17 protein-coding genes and 1 riboswitch are annotated in these 15044 nt (G+C 58.9%); of the genes, 10 read left to right on the forward strand and 7 right to left on the reverse strand.

Features of this window, described 5'->3' with window-relative positions:
- Positions 1 to 50 precede the first annotated feature (50 nt).
- The gene (locus ACF0H7_RS08950; RefSeq protein ID WP_397452406.1) at positions 51 to 1331 is read left to right on the forward strand and encodes an MFS transporter; all 1281 of its coding nucleotides are present in this window, start codon (positions 51 to 53) and stop codon (positions 1329 to 1331) included.
- Here ACF0H7_RS08950 and ACF0H7_RS08955 read toward each other — a convergent pair.
- Positions 1328 to 2047: an alpha/beta hydrolase gene (locus tag ACF0H7_RS08955; RefSeq protein ID WP_397452407.1), complete on the reverse strand. Its 720-nt coding sequence runs from the start codon at positions 2045 to 2047 to the stop codon at positions 1328 to 1330. The genes ACF0H7_RS08950 and ACF0H7_RS08955 overlap by 4 nt on opposite strands.
- A 520-nt stretch (positions 2048 to 2567) precedes the next feature.
- On the opposite strand from ACF0H7_RS08955, the gene ACF0H7_RS08960 reads away from it, so the two are divergent.
- Positions 2568 to 3215: a hypothetical protein gene (locus tag ACF0H7_RS08960; RefSeq protein ID WP_397452408.1), complete on the forward strand. Its 648-nt coding sequence runs from the start codon at positions 2568 to 2570 to the stop codon at positions 3213 to 3215.
- Here ACF0H7_RS08960 and ACF0H7_RS08965 read toward each other — a convergent pair whose 3' ends face one another.
- Positions 3216 to 3776: a histidine phosphatase family protein gene (locus tag ACF0H7_RS08965; RefSeq protein ID WP_397452409.1), complete on the reverse strand. Its 561-nt coding sequence runs from the start codon at positions 3774 to 3776 to the stop codon at positions 3216 to 3218.
- A gap of 29 nt (positions 3777 to 3805) precedes the next feature.
- Positions 3806 to 3939: riboswitch (cobalamin riboswitch) on the forward strand.
- A gap of 32 nt (positions 3940 to 3971) precedes the next feature.
- On the opposite strand from ACF0H7_RS08965, the gene ACF0H7_RS08970 reads away from it, so the two are divergent.
- The 3 genes from ACF0H7_RS08970 (at position 3972) to ACF0H7_RS08980 (ending at position 6040) form a co-directional block, all read left to right on the forward strand.
- Complete coding sequence (locus tag ACF0H7_RS08970) at positions 3972 to 4184, forward strand: CbtB domain-containing protein (RefSeq protein WP_397452410.1); 213 nt, start codon at positions 3972 to 3974, stop codon at positions 4182 to 4184.
- A 21-nt stretch (positions 4185 to 4205) separates the two neighbouring features.
- Complete coding sequence (locus tag ACF0H7_RS08975; protein WP_397452411.1) at positions 4206 to 4970, forward strand: CbtA family protein; 765 nt, start codon at positions 4206 to 4208, stop codon at positions 4968 to 4970.
- A gap of 125 nt (positions 4971 to 5095) precedes the next feature.
- Positions 5096 to 6040: a 2-hydroxyacid dehydrogenase gene (locus ACF0H7_RS08980; RefSeq protein ID WP_397452412.1), complete on the forward strand. Its 945-nt coding sequence runs from the start codon at positions 5096 to 5098 to the stop codon at positions 6038 to 6040.
- A gap of 223 nt (positions 6041 to 6263) precedes the next feature.
- On the opposite strand, the gene ACF0H7_RS08985 is transcribed toward ACF0H7_RS08980, so the two are convergent.
- The 3 genes from ACF0H7_RS08985 to ACF0H7_RS08995 form a co-directional block, all read right to left on the reverse strand.
- A complete protein-coding gene (locus tag ACF0H7_RS08985; protein ID WP_397452413.1) occupies positions 6264 to 6923 on the reverse strand; it encodes a type 1 glutamine amidotransferase in 660 nt (219 codons plus the stop codon).
- 59 nt (positions 6924 to 6982) lie between these two features.
- A complete protein-coding gene (gene cfa / locus ACF0H7_RS08990) occupies positions 6983 to 8137 on the reverse strand; it encodes a cyclopropane fatty acyl phospholipid synthase (protein WP_397452414.1) in 1155 nt (384 codons plus the stop codon).
- 186 nt (positions 8138 to 8323) lie between these two features.
- Complete coding sequence (locus tag ACF0H7_RS08995; RefSeq protein ID WP_397452415.1) at positions 8324 to 8620, reverse strand: hypothetical protein; 297 nt, start codon at positions 8618 to 8620, stop codon at positions 8324 to 8326.
- 28 nt (positions 8621 to 8648) lie between these two features.
- On the opposite strand from ACF0H7_RS08995, the gene ccoN reads away from it, so the two are divergent.
- The 3 genes from ccoN (at position 8649) to ACF0H7_RS09010 (ending at position 11208) form a co-directional block, all read left to right on the forward strand.
- On the forward strand, positions 8649 to 10106 hold the full coding sequence (ccoN, locus tag ACF0H7_RS09000; protein ID WP_397452416.1) for a cytochrome-c oxidase, cbb3-type subunit I: 1458 nt from the start codon (positions 8649 to 8651) through the stop codon (positions 10104 to 10106).
- 9 nt (positions 10107 to 10115) lie between these two features.
- Positions 10116 to 10349 (forward strand): hypothetical protein, encoded by a 234-nt coding sequence (locus ACF0H7_RS09005; RefSeq protein WP_397452417.1) that lies wholly within the window; start codon positions 10116 to 10118, stop codon positions 10347 to 10349.
- A 97-nt stretch (positions 10350 to 10446) separates the two neighbouring features.
- Positions 10447 to 11208, forward strand: a complete 762-nt coding sequence (locus ACF0H7_RS09010) for an HPP family protein (RefSeq protein ID WP_397452418.1) — start codon at positions 10447 to 10449, stop codon at positions 11206 to 11208.
- Here ACF0H7_RS09010 and ACF0H7_RS09015 read toward each other — a convergent pair.
- Positions 11205 to 12068, reverse strand: a complete 864-nt coding sequence (locus tag ACF0H7_RS09015) for a LysR family transcriptional regulator (protein ID WP_397452419.1) — start codon at positions 12066 to 12068, stop codon at positions 11205 to 11207. The two genes, ACF0H7_RS09010 and ACF0H7_RS09015, sit on opposite strands and share 4 nt — an antisense overlap.
- Before the next feature lie 197 nt (positions 12069 to 12265).
- Between ACF0H7_RS09015 and ACF0H7_RS09020 the strand changes: the two genes are divergently transcribed.
- Positions 12266 to 12955: a fumarylacetoacetate hydrolase family protein gene (locus ACF0H7_RS09020; protein ID WP_397452420.1), complete on the forward strand. Its 690-nt coding sequence runs from the start codon at positions 12266 to 12268 to the stop codon at positions 12953 to 12955.
- Between the two features lie 210 nt (positions 12956 to 13165).
- Entirely contained in the window at positions 13166 to 14071 is a 906-nt protein-coding gene (locus ACF0H7_RS09025) for an AraC family transcriptional regulator (RefSeq protein WP_397452421.1), read from the forward strand.
- A 19-nt stretch (positions 14072 to 14090) separates the two neighbouring features.
- On the opposite strand, the gene ACF0H7_RS09030 is transcribed toward ACF0H7_RS09025, so the two are convergent.
- A complete protein-coding gene (locus ACF0H7_RS09030) occupies positions 14091 to 14984 on the reverse strand; it encodes a LysR family transcriptional regulator (protein ID WP_397452422.1) in 894 nt (297 codons plus the stop codon).
- Positions 14985 to 15044: the final 60 nt, after the last annotated feature.

Consider the following 15044-nt stretch of genomic DNA (forward strand, 5'->3'; position numbering starts at 1 on the left):
GCGGTCTGCGCGGCCGCTTGCCCACTACAACGATAATAATGGTGGAAAAAATGTTACCGACTCTGGCGCAAAAACGCAGGGCGACGTTGACGTTCGTATTGCTGTGCATCATGGCTTTTATCATGTACATCGACCGCAGCAACCTGGCAGTCGCGGCGCCGACCATCAGTAAGGAACTGGGTTTCAGCAATACTCACCTGGGCCTGATGTTTTCCGCCTTTGCCCTCGCGTACAGCTGCTTCATGGTGCCCGGCGGCTGGCTCAGCGACCGTATCGGTTCGCGCAAGGCAATGCTGGTGTATGGGGTGATCTGGTCGGTCGCGACCATCGCCACCGGTTTGGTCAGTGGCCTGGTTGCGCTGGTGGTCGCGCGCTTCGTGGTGGGGGTGGGTGAAGCGCCGATCTACCCGACGGCGGCGCGGATGATCGCCCGCGTGATTCCCATCACCCAGCGCGGCACCGCTCAGGGCGTGATGCACGCCTCGGGTCGCATGGCCAATGCCCTGGCGCCGCTGATCGTGACCTTTTTGATCCTGCAATTTTCCTGGCGTTTGTCCTTTTTGATTCTCGGCCTGGCGACCCTGGCGTTCATGTTCGTCATGTACTTCATGCTGAGCGAGACCAAGAAAGAGGTGGATGCCGTGGTGGCGGACCCGGTGCCGGTGTTCGTCGGCAAACCGGTGCATTGGCCCACGATGTTGCGTCGGGTGTGGCCGGCGGCGGCCACCTGCTTTTGCCACGGCTGGGTGTTGTGGTTTTTCCTCAACTGGATCCCGTCGTTTTTTACCCAACGCTACGGCATGGACCTGACCAAAACCGCGATTTTCTCCACCGTGGTGTTGCTCGGCGGGACCGTCGGTACGGCAGTGGGCGGGATGCTCTCGGACTGGCGCTTCAAGGTCACCGGCAACCGTCTGCGCTCGCGGCGGGACTTGATCATCTTTGGCTTTCTGTCCTCGATCATCGGCTTGATCCCGCTGATGTTCACCCAGGACATCATGATCTGCGCCGCCAGTCTGAGCTTCTCGTTCTTCTGCTCGGAACTGGCTGACTCACCGCTGTGGGTGATCGGTACGGAAATTTCCTACGAACATTCCGCGACCTCTAGCGCCTGCACCTTCTTCGGCATGGCAGTGGCGGGCGCGGTGTCGCCGGTGGTCATCGGCTGGTTGCTGGACATCACCGGTAACAACTGGGCGGCGGCGTTCTCGGCGTCGATTATCGTGGTGCTGTTGGGGCCGATTCTGGCGATGTTTATCAAGCTGGACGAAGAACCTCATCCAGAAGTCGCCGAACCGGAACCGGTACGGCGGGTGGCGACTCATCCTTAGGCGCTGAACTTCATCAACCAGCGATTCAGATCAACGATTTCAGTGTCGCTGATGGTGTGCCCAATACCTGGATAGGCGTGAAATTCGGGGTGCAGCGAGAGGCTTTGCAGGTAGCTGTTGGCATCGGCGCCGCCTGGGTAGGGGACCTTCTGGTCGGCGGTGCCGTGGCCGATGAACACGTTCAGCGCTTTCAGGCGCGGGTCGGGTTTCAGCTCGGCGCGCAACACGGGCAGGACTTTGCCACTCAACGCCGCGATCCCGCGGAGGATCTCGGGATGCCGCAGCGCCACCTCATAGGACATGATCGCGCCCTGACTGAAGCCGATCAGAAACACTTTGTCCGGCTGCGTGTGGTACTTCTCGGTGGCCTTGACCACGAACTCCGAGATCAACCCTTCACTGCTTTTCAGGTCCTCGGTCACCCCGTCGTAATCGCCATCACCGGGCTTCTTGCTGAACCACTGATAACTGTCGGAGCCGACTTCCTGCGGCGCGCGGGCAGAGAGAAAGGTGTAGTCGGCGGGAAGTTGATCCTTGATGTCGAACAGGTCCTCTTCGTTGCTGCCCGAACCGTGGAGGAAAATCACCAGCGGTTGATTTCTTGAATCGGCGCTGGTCTGTTCAAGGTAGGGCAGCGGCAGGTCGGTTTGCAGCGGAGTTTGTGCGTGGGCTGCGGTTGCGGCGAAGAGAAACAGTACTGCCAGCCATTTGATCATGGGGTTGCCTTGGTTAAATGCCGATTGTTCGGAACGTCTGGTGCCACTTCTGACGCGAGCTTGCGCAGCCTATCACTTGGGCGCGTTGGGCTCAGGTTTGATGGGGGCGAGTTGCCTGTCAGATTTCAGCGTCTGCGAGGTCAGTCTTCGTAGCGGTGCGGCGATCCGACAAGCCTGACGCCCACAGGTTTCGTTGCGTGCCACAGATCCCTGTAGGAGCTGCCGAAGGCTGCGATAGAGCCATCGCGAAGGTCGTTCCGACCTTATCGCAGCCTTCGGCAGCTCCTACATAGAGCGCATTTCAAGCCTGTCCCGGTTTTCAATATAACGGCCAAGTGCCGCATCGTTTTGACCATTCAGCAGAACCTCCCTCAAGAAGTACCTCTATCTGCCGAACCGTTAGGTACCTATCGAAGGCGGATGCTTCAGACGTCAAACCGGAAAAACCACCTGTTGGTAGAACCCGACTGACGAACGCCAACCTCTGAGCATCAATTGAATCGTTATAAAAGGGAGCGGTATGGGCGTTGCTCAGGCTGGATTAGTGTTCAAGACCAAGGTGCCGCTGCGGGATGCGGGTGCGCTGGTTTCAAAGTTGTGCGGGGGACAGGCGGTGAAGATTGAGCCGTCACTGCGCAGTTCCTTCGACATTCGCAATCACTCGGACGTCCTGGTTCAGGTGTTTGGGAACGTGATAGTCATCAACAACAACCAGATTGCCTGGGACATGCTGGAGGACCCTGCGAGTGACGTGACCCAGCGTCACCGGGTCCTCGGTGCGCCGGAAATGCTCCTCGCGTTTTGTCATTACGATTCCGGCGACAGTTACGGCTATGCGTTTATCGAACGCGGTGAGCGTACGCGGTCGCGGTTGCAAACGGGCGTGCCCGCGGTGGTCGAATTTGGCACGCCAAAAGACTTCGAATCGCGTTGGTTGTCGGCGCCGTTTTACCTGGAGGACGATGATTGCCCGATTGACCAGCGGCGCAAGATTTACTTCCAGGGCGAGCGTGAGGTCGAGGTGCCGGAGGCTGAGATCACCCGGCGTTTGCTGGAAGAAGCGTTGCGTATGAATTTTGGCATTTGCCCGTGGGACGAGGATATTGACCCGGTTTCTCATTTCTTCAGACTGACGGCCGAGAAAAACCCCTGGTGGCGTCTATGGTAGTCACAGAAAGTGTTGCTCCATGCGCAGGCGCCAACGGCCGTTAAACCTCAAGTCGGTCATCGACAGCGGCTCGATGTCGATGCTGTTGAAGGCGGAAGGCGGGCATTGCAGGGCGTGGAGCAGGGCGGCGCGAATCACGAACGGGTGAGTGATGGCGACGAAATGTCCGGGGTCGCGCAGGCTGTCGAGCCAGGCGCCGACCCGTGTGCACAGTTGCGTCACTGACTCGCCACCGTGAGGCGCGGCGTCGCTGTCGGCCAGCCAGGCGAACAGTGCGTCGGGCTCCTGTGTTTGCAGGTCGTTGATGCGTTGTCCTGCCCAGCGGCCGAAGGCGCAATCGCGCAATGCTGGAATGACTTCGCTCTGGCTGCCGAACAGCTGTGCAGTTTGTTGGGCTCGGGTTTCCGGGGCGCTGAGCAGCTGTACCGAGGACTTGAACGAAGCGGCCAATGACTGTCCGGCGGCCTGCCAGTCCATGTCGATGGGTTCGTCCAGCGGGAAGCGCGCGAGCTTTTGCGCCTGGGTTCGGGCGTGGCAAATCAGGGTCAAACGCGTAGCCATGACTGAGAACCATCTGGTTTTACAAGTGGAGTAGCGTACACTGCCGGGGCTGTTGTTTCATTTCGTTGCGAAGCAGGAAGCCGGTTCAATTCCGGCGCGGTCGCGCCACTGTATTCGGCACTCTTGCCGTGAGCCAGACCTTGCTTCGTCCATTCCGTAATCCGTACTGGGACGCGTATTCCCTGGAGGCTATTCATGTCTTATAGCGCCACACGCCAAACTGATATTTCCTTGCCGGTCATTCCCGTTGGCGAAATCCTGCCCTGGGCAATCTTCGTTGGCTTGCTGCTGATGCTAGCCCTGTATTTCGTGGGTGCCGAACAAGGCGCCACGTCACTGTTTTCCGGTATGTATGTGCATGAGTTCGTGCATGACGGTCGCCACTTGCTTGGCTTCCCTTGCCACTGATTCATCCTCAAGGAACATGACATGACTGGGCATCTACTTGTCCGGGGAATGCTGGTGGGCTTGCTCGCCGGTATCCTCGCGTTTTGCTTTGCATCCCTATTTGGTGAACCACAGATCGACCGCGCCATCGCGTTCGAAGAGCAGATGTCGGCGATGCACGCTGAAGCCCATGGCGATGCAGGCGGGCATGACCACGAAGAAGAGTTGGTGAGCCGCGACGTGCAGAGCACCGTTGGCTTGTTGACCGGGATTCTGGTGTACAGCGTTTCGCTGGGCGGGATCTTCGCGCTGGTGTTCAGCTATGCACTGGGTCGCGTTGGCTCGGTCGGTCCGCGTGGGCTTGCCGCACTGTTGGCGCTGGCCGCCTTCGTCGCGGTGATTCTGGTCCCAGGCCTCAAATACCCGGCCAATCCGCCGTCGGTGGGTGATCCGGATACCATCGGCCTGCGCACCAAACTGTTCTTCCTGATGCTGCTGGTGTCGGTGTCGGCGATGGTGATTGCGATCAACGCCGCGCGCAAACTGATCGCCCGCCGCGGCCTCTGGAGCGGCGCGCTGCTAGCGGTGCTGTTGTACCTGGTGATCGTATCCGTCGCCGGTTCGCTGTTCCCGACCATCAACGAAGTGCCGGAAACCTTCTCCGCCGTGCTGCTGTGGAAGTTCCGCGTGGCCTCGCTGGGGATTCAGGTCGTACTGTGGACCACCGTGGGCCTGGCCTTTGGCTGGGTGGCCGAGCGCAAGTTGCAGCCGGTTAACCTTGCCGGGCGTTCCCGTTTGCAGTCTTGATCGAAGTGTAAGTTCGAGTAAAAGACCCGCCTCGTGCGGGTCTTTTACTATCCGCTAGCTGACCGCTCCGGTCGTTATGCGGCATAGTCCGCCCCATTGATTTCTGATCTCGATGGGAGCGACGCATGACAACAACCGTTCTGGTACTGGTAGAAGCCGTCAACGAGTACCTGCCGATTCTCGAACACAGCGGGTTCAAGCTGATCCTCGCGCAAAACCCGGCTGATCGGGCCAAGGCCGTGGCGACGTATGGCGAGCAGATCAATGCCGTATTGACCCGTGGGCCGTTGGGTTTTTATGCCGAGGAAATCGCCGCGTTGCCGCATCTGGAAATCATTTGCGTGATCGGTGCCGGGTACGAGCATGTCGACCTCGCGGCTGCTCAGGCGCGCGGGATCGTGGTGACCAATGGCGCCGGGGTCAATGCGCCGTCGGTGGCGGACCATGCGATGTCGCTGTTGCTGGCGATGGTGCGCGACATTCCCCAAGCCGATGCGTCGGTGCGGCGTGGCGAGTGGCGCAAGGTCACGCGGCCTTCGCTGGCTGGCAAGCGTCTGGGGATACTCGGCATGGGCGCAGTGGGGATCGCGATTGCCAAGCGCGCAGCCGGGTTTGATATGACGGTGAGCTACCACAATCGTCAGCCTCGCAGCGATCTGTCCTACAGCTACTGTGCCACGCCGACCGAGTTGGCTGCCGCGTCGGACTTCCTCATTGTGGCCACACCGGGTGGTGCGGGCACGCGTCATTTGATCGACAAAGCGGCGCTTGAGGCATTGGGGCCGGACGGTTTTATTGTCAATATCGCCCGCGCCAGTGTGATTTCAACGGATGATCTGGTGGATGCGCTGCAACACCAGCGTATCGCTGGCGCAGCGTTGGACGTGTTCGATGACGAGCCGAATGTGCCTGATTCGCTGAAGAGCCTGAGCAATGTGGTGCTTTCACCGCATGTCGCCGGCCTGTCCCCGGAAGCGTCGCGGGATACCGTGCAACGGGTTGCGGATAATCTGTTGGCATATTTCGCGGGCCAGCCGGTGTTGACGCCGGTGCCGATGCCGAAGCAATAACGGGTTCATCAAGTGTTTGGTCTGTAGGAGATCCCCCGTCGTCCAGACGCCGCGCTGTCGCGCAGCAAACGCGGTCCCTGTAGGAGCCAGCTTGCTCGCGATCGGCTGCGCAGCAGTCGTAAAGTCAGGTTGTCGGGTTTAACCGAAACTCCGCGTGCTCAGGTTTTACTGTCGCTTCGCGCCAGATCGCCAACACGTTGGCTCCTCGTATCTCGACTATCGGTTAATCAACGCACGCCGCCGACCACCAGCCATCCAGTGTTGTCCTCAACCATCGGGCGACATGGGCGTGAGCTTCGATCTGCTGAGGATCAAGGCCGCGCGGCAGGGGCGATTCTTCGGCGAAGTGTTGGTTGAGGAGGATGACCGACTCGGCGTTCCACTCGGGATGGAACTGCAAGCCAATCCGCCGTGGGCCGAGGGAAAACATTTGTTGTTTGCAGGCCTCGCTCACCGCATGCCGTGTCGCGCCGGGTGGCAGGCTGAAGCTGTCTTCATGCCATTCCAGGACGTCGAGGCTCTGGCCGTTATCGAATTGAATGGCGGTCCAGCCGGTTTCGGTCGATGGCATGCGCGCGACCGTGGCCCCTTGGCTCAGCGCCAAGAGCTGGGCACCCAGGCAGATGGCAAACACTGGTGCGTCGAGTGCCAGGCTGGCGGCCAGCCATTCTTTTTCGGTTTGCAACCAGGCGGGGCCAGCGTTGGACTCGTAAGGCCCACCCAATAACACCACGGGCGCGCTGTTGATGGTGGGTAATTGTCCGAGGTCGGCGCGATAAATCACCAGTGACACGCCGCGCTCATCGGCCCAACGCGCGATCTCGCCAGGGCCTTCGGCAGGGTGGTGTTGCACAAGGTTCAGGGTCAGGGGTTGCGAGGTCACGCGGCTATCCTTGGGCTCTGTGTAGCCTCGAACTATATCACCCCGGTGGATTCCGCCACTCAGCTGACGCGCTGGTAGCCACCCATTACACCTTTCTTCGACAACACCCATTGCCACAGCTGAATGTCCCTCGCGCGAAAGGCGCCGGCGCACGACAACAAGTAGTAACGCCACATGCGGTAGAAATGCGGACCGAGTTCTTCGGCGTATTTGCTCCACGACGCTTCAAAGTTGGCGTGCCAGGCCATCAGCGTTTTGTCGTAGTCGGCGCCGAAATTATGCATGTCCTCGGCGACGAACAAATCGTCCAGTGAATCGCTGATCTGACCGAGGGAGGGCAGGTCGCCGTTAGGGAAAATATATTTGTCGATCCACGGATCTGGCGTGCTGTTGCGGCGGTTTTTGCCAATGGTGTGGAGCAGGAACAGTCCGTCGTCCTTGAGGCAGCGGTGTGCCATTTCCATGTAGGTCCGATGATTTTTCCGGCCGACGTGTTCGAACATACCGACGCTGGCAATTCGGTCGAATTTCTCATCGACGTCGCGGTAGTCCTGCAGGCGAAATTCCAGCGGCAGATGTGGGTATTTTTTCTTCGCCCAGTCGGCCTGTTCTTTGGAGATAGTCACCCCCACGCATTCCACACCGTAGTGCTCGGCAGCGTAGGACATGAAGCTGCCCCAACCACAACCGATGTCCAGCACGCGCATACCGGGTTTAAGCCCCAGTTTGCGGCAGATCAGGTCGAGCTTGGCGTTTTGTGCTTCTTCGAGGGTGGTGGCGTTGGCCCAGTAACCGCAAGTGTAAGCCATGCGCGGGTCAAGCATGCTGGCGTAGAACTCGTTGCCAAGGTCGTAGTGCTGTTCGCCGACTTGCCAGGCGCGGGTTTTGTCTTGGCGGTTGAACAGTTTGGCGTTGAGGGCGTGAAAGATCAGCGAGGCAGGTTGAATGTTGTCGGTGAGGCGGGAGCGCATCAGGCGGGAGAAAAACTCGTCCAGTTGATCGGCATCCCATTGCCCTTCGACGTAGGCATCACCGAGACCTAGATTGCCTTTGGACAAGGCCCGTTCCGGAACCCCGGGCTGATTGAGCTGCATGTCCCAAGGGGCGGGACCATTAATGTTCAAACCGGCTTTGTTCAGTAACTCTTCAACAAAACGATGTGCCCGAGTAGTACTGCGTGACAAATTATAGGCGTCAGAAATTTCCGAGGACATGGATGTTCCTTTCATTAACTAGTGCAGAGCAGTCACTTGAGGCTCAGGATCGGGTCGAGGGTCTACAACGGCATTACACTTTTTTGCTTCAAACAGTGCCCCGATACTACTCACCCACCGCTACGCTGGTTTAATGAAAAGAAATGATGCATCCATTAGATTTTATTGATGACGAACTTTTCGTGCTTATGCCGTATACGCAGGCGCGCGCCGGTCAATCGGGATGTAAACCCCGCGATTTTCCGGCAAAAGGGCCCGATGGAGTTTTTTAATTCGGCAGTGTTGAGTCGCCGCTAAAATAACATCAAAAAAAATGCAGTTAATGAGCATTTTTTTGACATTGCCCGCCGTTTTGTTAATAGGCAAACTGCGGAAAGCTAACCGCAAGACTTCTCTTCCTGCGCCGTCGGAAGGGTGCTGTGTCGAGCCATAGATGCCGATTTCAGGGCCTATGCACCTAAGTTGGCTAATCGCGTCAGTCACTCAGCCTCTTCTGAACAATGGAATAATTATGGCCAGTGCAACGTCCACACCTGTCGAAGTAAACGCCGTCGATATCAACGCCTCGTATAACTACGAGGTGGTCCGCCGTTTTACCTTGATGACTCTGTTCTGGGGCATCATCGGCATGAGCATGGGCGTATTTCTCGCCGCGCAACTGGTATGGCCAGAGTTGAGCTTTAATTTGCCGTGGATCACTTTTGGCCGCTTGCGACCGGTGCACACTAATCTGGTGATTTTCGCCTTTGGCGGCGGCGCCTTGTTGGGCACCTCGTTCTATGTAGTGCAGCGCACCAGTCGGGTTCGGCTGATCTCCGACGGCCTGGCCAACTTCGTATTCTGGGGCTGGCAGGCGATCATCGTGGCGATGATTGTCACCTACCCATTGGGCATTACCACCTCGAAAGAATATGCCGAGATGGAGTGGCCGATTGCATGGGCCGTGCTGTTTGTCTGGGTCGCCTACAGTTATGTGTTTTTCGGCACGATCGCCAGGCGTCGAGTCAAACACATCTATGTCGGTAACTGGTTCTACGGCGCCTTTATCGTGGTCACGGCGATGGTGCACATCGTCAACCATATTTCGGTTCCGGTCAGTTTGTTCAAGTCGTATATCGTTTATTCCGGCGCCACCGATGCGATGATTCAGTGGTGGTACGGCCACAGCGTGGTGGGCTTTATTCTGTCGGTGGGTTTTCTCGGCATGATGTATTACTTCGTGCCGAAACAGGCGGAACGTCCGATCTATTCGTATCGTCTGTCCATCGTGCACTTCTGGTCGATCATCACTCTGTATATCTGGGCCGGCCCCCACCACTTGCACTACACCGCGTTGCCGGACTGGGCGCAGTCGTTGGGCATGGCGATGTCGATCATCCTGCTGGCACCGAGTTGGGGCGGCATGATCAACGGCATGATGACCCTCTCGGGCGCCTGGCATAAATTGCGCACCGACCCGATCTTGCGCTTCCTCGTGGTGTCGCTGGCGTTCTACGGCATGTCGACCTTCGAAGGGCCGATGATGGCGATCAAGACGGTCAACTCGCTGTCGCACTACACCGACTGGACCATCGGCCACGTACATGCCGGTGCGTTGGGCTGGGTGGCGATGATCTCCATCGGCACCCTGTACCACATGATTCCCAAACTCTGGGGTCGTGAGCAGATGTACAGCGTCGGCCTGATCAACGCGCACTTCTGGCTGGGCACCATCGGCACCGTGCTGTACATCGCGTCGATGTGGGTCAACGGCATCACCCAGGGCTTGATGTGGCGTGCGATCAACGACGACGGCACCTTGACCTACTCCTTTGTCGAAGCGCTGCAGGCCAGCCATCCGGGCTACATCGTGCGCTTGATCGGCGGCGGGACTTTCGCCTTCGGCATGTTGCTGATGGCCTACAACACTTGGCGTACCGTGCGCGCTGGCGAGCGTGACGTGACCGCTGCCGTCACCGAAACGGCATAGGAGGCTGTCATGCAAATAATGCTGTTCCTGTCCGGCTGGGTGGTGATGTGCATCGGCATGCATTTTTGTGTCACGCGCCAGTCGGAACATGATCTTGAGCAAGCGTCGCTACTGCCATTCGCCGACGATCCCGAGGCCGCCCGAAACATGAGCCGGGAGACCGGAAAAGTGTGCGACACCGTTGTCACCGTTCCCTTTGAAACCGCAGTTGATCATGCCGCCCGTGACTACATTGAGGCGTGATACGCAGGACGCTATAAACGGTTATTAGTATCTTCCCCCTGATACGAGGCTCGCCTTAGTGTTTAGACGAGCTTTTTTTTAACACTGGTTTTTATCTATGCAGCGTTACCTGACAGGTTGGTTCGATCGTTTTATACCCGCGACACTCAACACTCACCCTAAAGAATGGTTTCGCGCCAGTATCGGCGCCGGCCTCGGTTTATTGTTCAGTGCATTGGCGTGCAGCCAGCTCTTCAGCTCGACCGTGGCCTTGCACTTGTTGGGGCCGATTGCTGCTTCGGCGGTGATTGTGTTTGCGGTGTCATCCGGTGCCCTGGCGCAACCCTGGCCGATCATCGGTGGCTACCTCACCTCGGTCGGCGTGGCGTTGGTCCTCACCCATTATTTTGGTTACACGGCGGAAGTCGGCGCCGCAGCGGTCGGGCTGTCGTTGGGCGCGATGTGCGTGTTGCGTTGTCTGCATCCGCCCGGCGCGGCGTTGGCGTTGTGCCTGGTGCTGGCCGACGGCGAAATCACCGGCATGGGCTGGCACGTGGTTTACCCGGTGATGCTGCACGTGTTGTGCCTGGTGATCACGGCGCTGGTCTACAACAACATCACCGGAGTGCGTTACCCGAAATTGCACGTGCCGGTGGTGGCTGCCGACCTGACGCCACAACCGAGCCGACAGGAGCACGTCGGCATCAGCACCACGGACCTGGAGCTGGCGCTGGATGAAATCGGCGAGTTCGTCGATATCACCCTGGAAGAGCTTGAGGACATTTTCCGCACCGCAGAGAAATACGCGCTGCGTCGCAGCCTCGGCGACATCCCACTCGAGCAGGTCATGTCGCTGGATGAAGCGCCGCAGGGACGTTAAATCATCGGGTCCCAGCGCTGTGACCAGTCGGTGTCGGCCTTGACGATTGTGCGCAACAGTTCGAAGGCCGATTGCAACACCGCCGAATCGCGGTCCCGTGAATAGACCAGGTAGGTCGGGTAGGTGAACTCGGGCGCCTGTGGCACCCGTTCCAGGATGCCGGCATCCAGATAGCTCTGCACCACCCGCGTGCGGAAATACCCGGCACCGCCATTTTCCAGAATGTACTGCAGGGCCAGCGGGCCCAGGTTAAAGCTGACGGCCGCCTTGGCCTGATGCGGCAGGGCAGCATCGTGCTGCTTGCGGAAGTCATCGCCCCAGTCGATATAGACGTAAGGTTCCGGGTTGGCTTTCAGGCGCACCTGAATCAACTTCTCTTCCAGCAATTGCTCGACCTGCAAGCCTGGCCAGTAGGTCGGCTGGTACACCAGCGCCGCGTCCAGCACGCCCATTTCCAGCTGTTGCAAAAGTTGTTTGCCGTCGCCGATTTCCGCACGCAGGGCATGGCTCGGAATCATCTCGCGCATTACCCGGACCCAGGTCAGCATCAGCGGGTTGCACAGGCTGACTTCGCCCCCGATGTGCAGCACGTTGCGATAGCCCTCGGGCAACGGCAGGTCGCGGCGCGCGGCTTCCCAGGTCTGCACCAGTTGATTGGCGTAGACCACGAACGCTTCGCCATCGGCGGTCAACTTCGCCCCGGCGCGGTTGCGCACGAACAACTTGCAGTTGAGGTGGCTTTCCAGCTTTTGCACCCGGGCCGTGATCGCCGTCTGGGTCACGTGAAGCCGTTCGGCAGCGGCGATCAGACTGCCGTAGCGAGCGATTTCAACAAAGGTGCGAGCCAGATCGATGTCCATGGGGTTTTTCACTTCTAATCGAGAGTCTGAATTGTAGTGATATCTCCACTGTGCCGGGACCCTACCAATGACTGAATCTGGCGCGATTGCGTTGTTCCGTCCAAAAGCACCGTCGATCTGTCCAACCTGTCGCGCTCGAACGTGCGCACACTGGCGTCCTGGCCGCCGTTGTTCGGCACAACTGTCTGGAGAAAAGCATGAGTGATTTTGTGATTGCCCCTGTCGCCACGCCGTCGTTGGCGGTTGAAGGGACGTCGAGCCGTTTTCCGATTCGTCGGGTGTTCTGTGTCGGCCGCAACTACTCGGATCACGCCCGTGAAATGGGCCACGATCCTGAGCGCGAGCCACCGTTTTTCTTCATGAAACCGGCTGATGCCGTGGTCGCCGCCGAAGGTAACATTACCTATCCGACGCTGACCGAAGACCTGCATCACGAGATCGAACTGGTGGTGGCGATCGGCAAGGACGGTGTCGACATCCAGCCGGAAGACGCCTTGAGTCATGTCTGGGGTTATGCCGTCGGTGCTGACCTGACCCGCCGTGATATCCAGGCCCAGGCCAAGAAAATGGGCCGCCCGTGGGATTGGGCCAAGGGCTTCGACGAGTCCGGTCCAAGCACTCCGCTGGTGCCGGTGAGCAAGGTCGGGCACCCGGCAGAGGGCGCAATCTGGCTCAAGGTCAACGGCGTCGAGCGCCAGCGCGGTGATTTGGCCGATCAGATCTGGCCGGTCAAAGACGTGATCGCCTACATCTCCCAGTCGGTGAAACTCAAGGCCGGCGACCTGATCTTCACCGGCACGCCGGCAGGTGTCGGCGCGTTGCAGGTGGGGGATGTGGTCACTGGCGGGATCGATGGCCTCAGTGAGTTCACGTTCACCGTTGCCTGATAGATCGCGGTTTCCTGTAGGCGCTGCCGAAGGCTGCGATAAGATCCGAAGGATCTTCGGCGCCGCATTGTATACGACGGCTTCACAGCCGATCGCAGCCTGCGGCAGCTCCTACTGATAAGTCCTCCAACAACTATCGCTAGGTCTGATCACCACGCGTGAAATACCATGTGGCAGTCAGTTTCAAGCGACGTCAGGGGGCGTTCCGCCATGTCAACTTTGTCCCGTGTGCCGACGTATGGCATGCAACAGCGCAGCGACCGTACGGATTTTTACATCCGCGATAAAACCGGTCGCCCGCCGCTGACGACACCTCATCGCCACGAATACTTCCAGATCCAGATCAGTCTGGGGGGCGATACCGTGCAGCACATCGGCGGTGCGATTCGGCCGTTTCCGCGCAAGACAATGGCGTTCATTCTGCCCCATCGCTTGCACGTTATTCCGCATCCCGAAGACGGCAACTTTGTCCTGATCAACTTCTCTCAGGAATTCCTCCTGCCGCATTTGTCGTGCGATCCGATGGACCTGGAGGACGTTTCGCTGGCCGACGCACCGGAGCTGGCGCCGTTTCGTTTTCAGGAACATCTGGATTTCATCCTCGACGACGCCGAGTTCGCCCAGGTTGAAGCGTTGCTGCAGCAGATGCGCGAGCTGGACCAGAACCGCCAGTTAGGCACCGGGTTGATGCTCAAGGGTTACTTGCTGCAATTGCTGGGCAGGATTTGCTGCTTGTACGAAGAGCCGTTGCGTGAGTTGTCTGCCAGCAAAGCCGAGAAGCGCGGCCGACGCGACGCGATGGGGCGGGTCTCGACGTACATTCGCGAGCACATCGCCGACCCGGACCTGACCCTCAAGGATGCGGCAGCGGCGGCTTTTCTCTCACCGAATTACCTGACCCACCTGCTGCGCAAGGAAACCGGCAGCACCTTCTCCGAACTGGTCCTGGAACGCCGCATGCGCCTGGCGCGCACCCATTTGATCAACGGCAGCAAGCCGGTGAGTCACATTGCGCAGATGTGTGGCTTTGCCGATGAAGCCTATTTCTCCCGCCGTTTTCGTCAGGCCAACGGCATGCCACCGGGGCAGTTTCGGCGGCAGCATCGGGGGGCGTGATCCGGTTTTATTCCGCGATTCAACCTCCAATGTACTCAATCAACCCCTGCGCCAACGCCGCAAAGGTCACGCTGTAGCGCGGGCTGTCGCGCAGGTCTTCGTGCATCACCAGCCAGGTGTCCAGCCCCAGCGATACCTGTTGCGGCAACAGTCGTTGCAGATTGGGATCACGGCTGGCGATACCCACTTGGCAAAACCCCAGACCAAAACCCGCCCGCAAGGCAGCCAGCAAGGCCAGATCACTGTCAGTGCGCAGGGCCAGGCGCATTTCGCTCAGCCACGGGGCGTCGGGGAACATCGAGGGAATGGACAGCGTTTGTTTGTCATAGCCCATCAACGCGTAGTCATTCAACTGATCGAGGTGGGTGATGGGAGGGTGTCGCTGCACATAGCTGCGATGCCCATAAAGACCCAGTTCAATCCTGCCCAGGCGCCGTGCCACCAATACCTCCTGACTCGGCGGGACCATGCGCACGGCGATGTCGGCTTCTCGGGAAAGCAGGTCCTGCATACGATTGGACGGGGCCAGTTCTATGACCAGTTCCGGGTGCGTCGCGTGCAGTTGCGCAAGAATCGGCGGCAGCACCTCAACGGCAATGATGTCGCTGGCAGTGATGCGCACCGTGCCGCGCACCCCTTGTCCCTCGCTGGACGCGACCCGCAACAGCGCCGCACTGGTGGCTTCCATGGCCTCTGCGTATGGGCGCAAGGCGAGGGCGGTGTGGGTGGGGCTCAAGCCTTGTTGGGTGCGAATGAACAGCGTTGTGCCAAGGCTGTGTTCAATCTGTTCGATATGCCGGCCTACCGTGGGTTGGGTCAATTTCAGTGCGCGCGCAGCGCCCGACAACGACCCTTCACGCAGGACCTGCAAAAAGGTCCGATAAAACGCCCAGCTCGGTTCTGTTCTGTTCATACAAAAATGTTTAGCCATTAGAGGGTTTTCGATAATTTCATTTAATGCTCAGTCGCGCAA

The sequence above is a fragment of the Pseudomonas sp. NA-150 genome, from assembly GCF_044336365.1.
Taxonomy (GTDB): domain Bacteria; phylum Pseudomonadota; class Gammaproteobacteria; order Pseudomonadales; family Pseudomonadaceae; genus Aquipseudomonas.